Below are 8,218 nucleotides of genomic sequence, written 5' to 3'. Positions count from 1 at the left end.
TCGCTCCGCTCCGATCGTGCTCCCGAGCACCATGCGCCGAGGGCACGGCCAGGGGAACGTCGCTTCGCTCCGAGGGTGCCCACGTGCGCCGGAACGGGTGCCCAGGTGCCAGCGGAACGGGTGCCCAGGTGGAGCGGAATGCGCACTGGTTCGCCACGAACGAGCTGAAGCGGCCCGACGCTGTAACGATCACGTGGTCGACGAACAGGAGGCCGACTTGGTCTCCAGCTTCCTTGACGCGCAGGGTGAGCTCGATGTCCTCGGCCGAGGGATCGGGATTGCCGCTCGGGTGGTTGTGGATGAGGACGAACCCCGAAGCGGCGAGCTCGAGGCCAGCACGCAGGATGTCGGATGTGCGAACGGCGAGTGCGTGGAGACCGCCTCGGGCGAGCATCCGTGCCCCACGGAAGTGGCTCTGCCCGCTGAGCGCGAGGAGGTGCATCTCCTCGTGGATGAGGTGCCCGAGCCGGGGTTGGGCCCAGGCGACGACGTCCAGGCAGGAGGCGATCGAGGTGACGTCTGCGGCTTCGACGAACCGGCGGTGGCCGAGCTCCAGGGCGGCGAGGAGACGGGTGGCTTCGTCCGAGGTGAGGGCGAAGCGCTCGGTCAGGGCGAGGGGGGACAGGCGGGCGAGGGAGGCGAGGTTGCCGAGGTATTCGAGGAGATGGGCTGCGACGCCGGGGCGTCCGAGCACGTGGTCGAGGAGGGTTTCGGTGGGGGCGCTGTGGAGGTCAGAAGTCCCAGCCGGCAACGATTGGTGGTCGTCGGGAGCGTCGGACAAGGTGCGCGGCTCCTTTTCGAGGGGTCAAGCGAATGGCGTGATGCCATTCATTACTCTTATGCCTCCCACGCACCTGGTTTTTCAGAACAACAGCCGCTGCACCCCCGGTGGCGCATGATCCCACTCGCACGACACCCGCAGGCCTTCGGGCGTCATCTTGGCAAGCTCGTCCAGCATGGGTGCATGGTCCAGCCTGCTCGCGAGCCACCTCGACCGCCAATACTCGGCGACCGCCTCCCCGCCATCGTCATCCAGCGGAAATGCGTACTCCGGCGAGCTGTCGACGCCGAGCAAAAACCTCCGCGTGTTTCGCGCGAGCGGGACGACATACACGATCCGCGGCGAACCGTGGCGGATCAAATCCGACGCCTGAAGCCCGAGTGCAGCGAGCCCCTCCCGGATCTGCCGCATCTTAGGGCTCACGCCCTCCCCGAAGACGAAGTTCACGTTCTGGAACTCCCGTTGATCCACCGCCAGCTTGGCGAGGGCTTCCTCCGCTTCTGCGCTGAAGTTTGTCGAGCCGTGGCCGCCGCTGCGCCCCACCTCGATGTAATCGACAGAAGACGTCTGCCCTGGAATCGTGCCCGAGGGGAGGCGCACCCGATTGTATTGCGACGAGCGCTCAGGGTACAGGCTCGTCGTTCCGAGCATGACCAGGGTCGGATCCTTCGTGATCCGTCGACCGGCCATCTGGCTCGCAATGATGCTCGCCTCGCCTTCGTAACGGGCGCGGTACGCCCTCACGACGGTCGGGCTCGCCATCATCAGGCAGGCGAGCTTTCCGCCGAGCAGGTGACCATAGGGAGGCGCCGCGCCACAGGTGGTGATCTCCATGATCGCCGACGAAGCGAAATGTTGCTTCGTCTGACGCAGGGCGAGCTCCGCCGCCCATCGCGCCTCGGAGTCGGCCAACAGCGATGAAAGAGAGCCCTGCGTGCTGGAAAGTGCACGGTGGGCCCGGAGCAATACCCTCGCAGTCGCGGCCCGCTTGGCACGGAACAGCGGGGATTTGGCACGATCGAGCAGGTCTGCGCCCTCGAGCGAGACCTCGCGCTCTACGCCGCCCTCCTTGAGTTGCGCGCCTCTCTGGCCGAGAGCCTCTCGCGCGAGTTCTGCGAGCCGCTGCTCGAGCGCGTCCTCGAGCAGCGGGGGGTGGGCGCCGTCGAACCCCAGATCCTCGGTGTAGAGGGCCCCGAGATCCTCACGAACCCTGCGGCGCAAGGCTTCGAGGGCTTCCACATCCGTGAGCTCTCCTAGCCGAATCCGCGCGAGGAGCCCATCCAGCGTCCAACCGATCCACTCATCACGGGCGGAAAGCTGCATCACGGCGTTGCTCAATGACGCAATGCCAATGACGGGGTGGTGCGGCTGCGCGGCATCTCGAATGAGGTAGGCGAGGACGCGCCCCGGCGTTCGTCGGTACCGGCTCGACCACGTGTGCCGGAAGTACCGCCACACCTGATACAGGTCGATGTTCGTGAATCGATCCCGGACACCGGTCTCCGCGGCTTGTAAATAAGGCCGACAGATCCCCCGGAGCAGATCTGCGCGCTCGGCGCGCGACTTGGCTGCGACCGGGCGCAGCGCTGCGGCGAGCCTCCGACCGTCCGCGATGAGGTTGATGATCGACTCGTATCGCGCGCCGCGTGACGGACGCTCGAACTCTTCGATGAAGCGCCGTACCGAGTGGCTGTGGAGCTGGTCCTTGCGGCCGAAGAGGAGCTGCCGGCGCACGGCCTCCTTCGTCGGCCCGGCATCTTGGTCGTCGTGGGGACGAATCCAGATAGCCTCCCCTTCCGACCGTACCTGCCAGCCGATCTGGACGAGATCGCGGAGGATCAAGAGAGCGGCGACATGGCGGCGCGCCGGTGGCTGCTCTCCCCTCGCCTGCTCGATCTGCTCCTGGAGCGCAGCCGCTGCCGTCTGGGCTTCCTCGTCGAGGCCCTCGACGAACTCTGCGAGAGCTCGCAGCGGCGGGGCGTGGTCCTCGAGACGGGGCTGGAAGGCGATGCCCAGCTTGTTCCCTGTCCGCGCGTGCTTCGTGTACCATCCGCCCAGCCCTCGTGTCCTCCCCCTTTCTCGGAATCCCGCCCTCCCATTGGCTCGCGAGTAACCCCCTCGCGTTCGCAGTTCCCGACCTCTACCCGGTGAGCCCCGGCCACACCCTCGTCATCCCCCGCCGGCTCATCGCGACCTGGTTCGATGCGACCCCCGAGGAGCAGGCGGCCATCTTTCAGCTCGTCGACGAGGTCAAGCGCAAGCTCGACGCGGAGCGCTCCCCGGACGGCTACAACATTGGCATCAATGCGGGCGAGGCCGCAGGCCAGACGGTCATGCACTTGCACGTGCACGTCATCCCGCGGTACCGCGGTGATGTCGACGACCCACGCGGCGGCGTGCGGCACGTCATTCCCGGCAAAGGCAACTACCTGGAGAATCGGCCCGCTCCCCTCACCCGTGGCGGCAAGGTCGACCCGCTCCTCCGGCACATCGATCCCCTCTTCCGGCAAGCCACCGATATCGCCATTCTCGCGGCGTTCGTACAGCAGAGCGGCGTCAGCCTGCTCCAGGCCCATGTCTTCGGCGCCCTCTTGCGGGGCGCGCACGTCCGACTCGTCACGGGCGATTATCTCAACATCACCCAGAGCGAGGCCCTCGCGAAGCTCCGCGACTGGATGGACACCTGGGAGGCGCGCATCGCTCCGGATGGCTCGTCCCCTGGGCGCTTTGAGGCGCGCGTCGTCGAAGTGGAGCGCCTACCCGAGGGCATCCGGTCCTTCCACCCCAAGTCCTGGCGTTTCGAGGGGCCCGATTTCGGTACTGCGTTCGTCGGATCGAGCAATCTTTCGCATGTCGCGCTGCGCACAGGGGTCGAGTGGAACCTTCGCGTGGATCGTCATCGCGATCAAGCCGCCTATCAGGCCATCGTCGATGCTTACGAGCAGTGGTGGACGGCCGCCGTTCCGCTCACGGCCGATTGGATTGCAGACTATGCGCGCCGGGCTCGAGAGGCTCCCGTCTTCGCCCTGCCTCCCGGCGAGGAGGACGACGAGACGAAAGCGCCGCCCGAGCCGCATCCCATCCAGCGGGAAGCCCTGGCCGCCCTCGCGCAGTCGCGTGCCGAGGGGCGCAACCGGGCGCTTTGCGTTCTGGCGACGGGCCTCGGCAAGACGTGGCTCGCCGTGTTCGATGTGGCGGCCTTTGCAGAGTTACACGGGAATCGCCCCCGCGTGCTTCTTCTCGCTCACCGAGAGGAGCTGCTCGTGCAAGCTGCGAATACATTTCGGCGCCAGCTCCGCGATGCGCGCGTGCGTTTTGGGTGGTTCGTCGGCGACAAAGACGACCTCGGAGGCGACATCGTATTCGCCTCCATCCAGAAGCTCTCCCGCCCGGAGCACCTCGCCCGCCTCGCCCCCGAGGGGTTCGATTACGTCATCGTCGACGAGGTCCATCACGCCACCGCCCCGAGTTATCGCAGCATCGTCGACCGGCTCACGCCACGCTTTCTCCTCGGGCTCACGGCCACTCCGGAACGAGCCGACGGAGCGGACGTGGCAGGGCTCTTCGACGACCACGTAGCCTACCGGGCCGACATCGGCGTAGGGATCCAGCGCGACCTGCTCGTGCCCTTCGCGTACTTCGGGCTGAAGGACGAGACGAATTACGACGCCATCCCGTTCCGCAATCGTCGCTTCGATCCCGAGGCGCTCGAACAGGCCGTCGACACGGACGCTCGGCTCGAACGGATGTTCCGCGCCTGGCAGGACCATCCAGGCAAACGCACGCTCGTGTTCTGCTGCTCGATTCGCCACGCCGATCATGCTTCCGCGTTCCTCGCGAAGCAGGGCGTTCGCGCGGCCTCCGTGCATTCGGGACCAACCTCGGCGACACGCGAAAGCGCCATTGCTGCATTGATCGACGGGACGCTGGACGCCCTTTGCACGGTCGATCTCTTCAACGAAGGGATCGACATCCCGGCCATCGATCGCGTGGTGATGCTCCACCCGACGGAGTCCCCGGTCGTCTTTCTTCAGCAGCTCGGTCGTGGCCTCCGCGCAACCGAGGGGAAGACGCGCCTCGTCGCCCTGGATTTCGTGGGCAATCACCGCGTGTTCCTGGAGCGCGTACGCACGCTGATCTCGCTCGAACCGGAGCCCACGAGCCTGCGCGACTTCCTGGAGGGCAAGCAGGCCGCGAAGATGGCCCCCGGGTGCAACGTCGACCTCGAGCTCGAAGCCAAGGACCTCCTGCGCTCGATGATGTCGTCGCGCGAAGGTGGCCTGATCGTGCAAGTCTACCGCGATCTGCGGACCATCCGCGGCGAACGTCCGACCGCTGGGGAGCTGCGCCGTATGGGATACCCCCCGTCCACGTTGCCCGACGAATACGATGGGTGGTTCGATTTCGTGAATGCGGAAGGTGACCTCCACGAGGACGAGCGGCGCGTTCTGGGCACCACCCGCGCGTGGTTCCAGCACGTCGAATCGATCCCCTCGACCCACGCTCCGCGGCTTCTCGTGCTCGAAGCGCTCCTCGAAGCTGGCGCCCTCCTTCAGGGAATGCCAATCGATACCCTCGTGCGCCATTGCCGCGACGTGCTCGTGCGTTTCCCCGAGCTTGCGGCGGAGTGCGGCAAGCTCGCGAATACCGATCCGGTGAGTTCTTCGACGGCGTGGAAAACGGGCCCTCTTGCGGACTGGACCGAAGACAAGGGGAGACGCTTTTTCTCTCCCGGAGGCGAACGCTTCGTGCCTCGCATTCCCTGCCCGGCGGGGCACGAGGACACGCTCGTCGCCATGACGGCCGAGCTCGTCGACGAACGCCTGGCAGCCTGCCGAGCACGCCTGCGTCAGGATGCGTCGGGCACTTCCTTCACGGCCAAGGTCACTTGGAACCAGCGCAATCCCATCCTGAAGCTCCCGTCCCGCGAGCAATGGCCGGATCTTCCTTTCGGCTTCCAGGACGTGCGCCTGCCGGACGGATCCTCGTGGCAATTCTCGTTCGTGAAGGAGTTCTGCAACGTCGCGCGTCCGGTGGGTTCGCAGCGGAACGCCCTTGCCGACCTCATGCGCCGGTGGTTCGGGCCATCCGCCGGTCATCCCAAAACCCAATTTCACGTGCGATTCAACCGATCCCCCGATGGATGGTGGGTCGGCCCCGAGGAGCGATACGTCGTGGCGCGTGCCGAGCGCGGGCTGCTCGTTGCATTCCCCACGCTCCGCGCAGCCGCCGGAGCTGCGCGGGATCCGATCGCGCTCGCGCCCGAAGGGGAGCAGGTCCGGTTACCGATGAAGGCTCGTGGGGAAGGATTGTTCGCCGTGCGTGCGACGGGCGATTCCATGAATGGAGGCAAGGAGCCCATCCGAGACGGTGATTGGCTCGTGATGCGATTCGCACGGAGCGCGTCCCGTGAAGCCATCCAGGGCAAAATTGTGCTGGTCGAGATGCCGGATTCCGATCTCGGCGCAAGTCATCTGGTCAAGCGCATCGTCCGGGACGACAAGCGGTGGGTCTTGCGCTCGGAAAACCCTGCCTTTCTCTCCATCGACGCCACGGCCGACATGGTGCCCATCGCGATGCTCGTCGAGGTGGTGAAGCCGGAATCGCTCGGGCCACCGGTCGGCGCGACCATCGAGGATGAAAAGCTAGCCGAAGCATTCGGTCTCTCGGTGCCTCCGCGGAGCGGAAGGGTGGATGGTCACCTCTTTCTGCTCATCGAGGAGAAGGGAAGGCTCGTAGCGCCGGATCGGATCCGTTTCCCGGGCATCGAACCGCGACCAGGTGAAACGGCGTTCGTGCTGACACGGGCGCCGGAGGGGTCGACATGGCGTTACGCCGGCGTCGCCTGCTTCCTCGAAGAGGATGGCCTGTGGGCGTGCGCGGGAATCGATCTCCCGGCCTTCCGTACGCTGGGAGAGGGCCGGGAGGCGTCTCGCACGTTGCATAAATCCGCCGAGGATCGGGCGCGTCGCCTCATCGATGAGCTACTTCGCAAGAAGGGCGCGGGGTCGAGCGTCGAGCGGAATGGAAAACGATTCCGGCTCGTCGGACCTACAAAACGCGGCGGCGTGCGTATCGACGGCGGGCCGGGTGGATTCGAGGAACGGACGGTGTCGCTCACGGATATCGGCTGGGCCCTCGCCGCGCTCTCCGAGGGGAACGAAGATCCGCGCCTGCTCCAGGAGGAGCTCGTTCACCGTTTGCGATATCTGGAAGGCACGCCGAAGGGCTCGACGCGTTACATCGATACGGGCTGGGCCATCCTGCTCGTGAAAGAGGCGCTCGCCTCGAAGGATTGAGCAATCAGCCGCCCTGCTCTTCCGGCTTTTTCTTCCCCCGCCGCTTGTACAGCGCCGAGAGCTCGAATGCCGTGGCGATCGCTGGTTCCGCGAGCTCCCGCGCCGCCGCCTCGGCGGCCTCGCGTGCCGTTCGCGTCAAGCTCACGATGATCCCGTCGATGAGGTCCAGCGCCTCGGTCTCGACCGGCGTTCCCCGCGGCTCCGCCTTCGCCTTCGCCGCGTCACGCAGCGCCGCCGCCTTCGCTTCGAGATCGACCGCCGCTTGCGGACCCCCGCGATTCTGCGCGGCGGATGCGACGGCAGGCTCCTTCAGAACGGTGCGCAGGGCATCGAGCTGCTTGGCCAGCCCTTCGGCATCCTCGGCGACAGCGGACTCGCTATCGAGCAGAACCTCGATTTTCTTCACGGCTTCCGTATTGCCTGAAAGCAAGAGCGCACGCTTCGTTCCGGCGAGCACCGAGCGCCCGCGTAATCGCACCCCCTGCCCGTCCCGCATCGCCGTCGCGTGTGCGACGGTATCGATCTTCTTGCTCGTCCGCTTGGCCTCGCGCCCGACGCCCGCATCGATCAGCGCGTCCCGCGCGTCCTTCAGCTCGGCGGCGTCCTCGGGCGCGAAACCGAACGCCGCGAGCTTCGATCCGTGCGTCAGGTAGGCATTGAGCGTCTGATTCGCCTGCTCCAGCGTGTCCTCGGAACCGAACCGCTCACCGTCCTTGATGAAGGCCGCGCGAGCTTCGGGGGGAAAGGTGTTCAAATCGAGCGCCATGTGGAAACGTCCTCCCGTGAGGTGAGCACGCTACATGAGCTGGCATACGTGTGTCCAGGGTGGAGGCGCGTGGACCTGACCGGGCGGCGTGTGAACCTGGGCCAGGGGCGCGTGAGGTTGGCTCGGAAGCGCGTGCGGTTCGGGTCGGGATGTAATGAAGGCCACGCGGTGGCGCGTGAACTTGGCAAGGGGGCGCGTGGACCGGGGTCGGGGCCGCCTGAAACTCACGAACGGCGCGGCTGGAGGTGACGGCCGCGCGGTTGGACTTCAGCGACGGCGCGCGCGTGGTTCGGGCGGGGGCGCCTGTAGCACCGAAAGGGAGGCGTGGGTTTCGCGAGGTGGACGCCTGGACCTGGGTCGGGGTCGCGTGAA

The 8,218-nt window shown here is 66.5% G+C and carries 4 protein-coding genes; 1 reads left to right on the top strand and 3 read right to left on the bottom strand.

Going from position 1 to position 8,218, the window contains the following annotated elements; translation table 11 throughout:
- Positions 1-781, bottom strand: a 781-nt coding sequence (locus E8A74_RS45430) for a JAB domain-containing protein (RefSeq protein WP_136935414.1), incomplete at its 3' end; no start/stop codon positions are given.
- 81 nt (positions 782-862) lie between these two features.
- Positions 863-2,515, bottom strand: coding sequence for a Druantia anti-phage system protein DruA (locus E8A74_RS45425; RefSeq protein ID WP_136935413.1), 1,653 nt, complete (start codon positions 2,513-2,515; stop codon positions 863-865).
- A 329-nt stretch (positions 2,516-2,844) separates the two neighbouring features.
- Between E8A74_RS45425 and E8A74_RS45420 the strand changes: the two genes are divergently transcribed.
- Positions 2,845-7,080 (top strand): DEAD/DEAH box helicase family protein, encoded by a 4,236-nt coding sequence (locus E8A74_RS45420; RefSeq protein ID WP_136935412.1) that lies wholly within the window; start codon positions 2,845-2,847, stop codon positions 7,078-7,080.
- 4 nt (positions 7,081-7,084) lie between these two features.
- Here E8A74_RS45420 and E8A74_RS45415 read toward each other — a convergent pair whose 3' ends face one another.
- Entirely contained in the window at positions 7,085-7,846 is a 762-nt protein-coding gene (locus E8A74_RS45415; protein ID WP_136935411.1) for a hypothetical protein, read from the bottom strand.
- Positions 7,847-8,218: the final 372 nt, after the last annotated feature.

This window comes from Polyangium fumosum (assembly GCF_005144585.1).
Lineage (GTDB): Bacteria > Myxococcota_A > Polyangia > Polyangiales > Polyangiaceae > Polyangium > Polyangium fumosum.
This window is presented reverse-complemented; position numbering and strand designations above follow the sequence as displayed.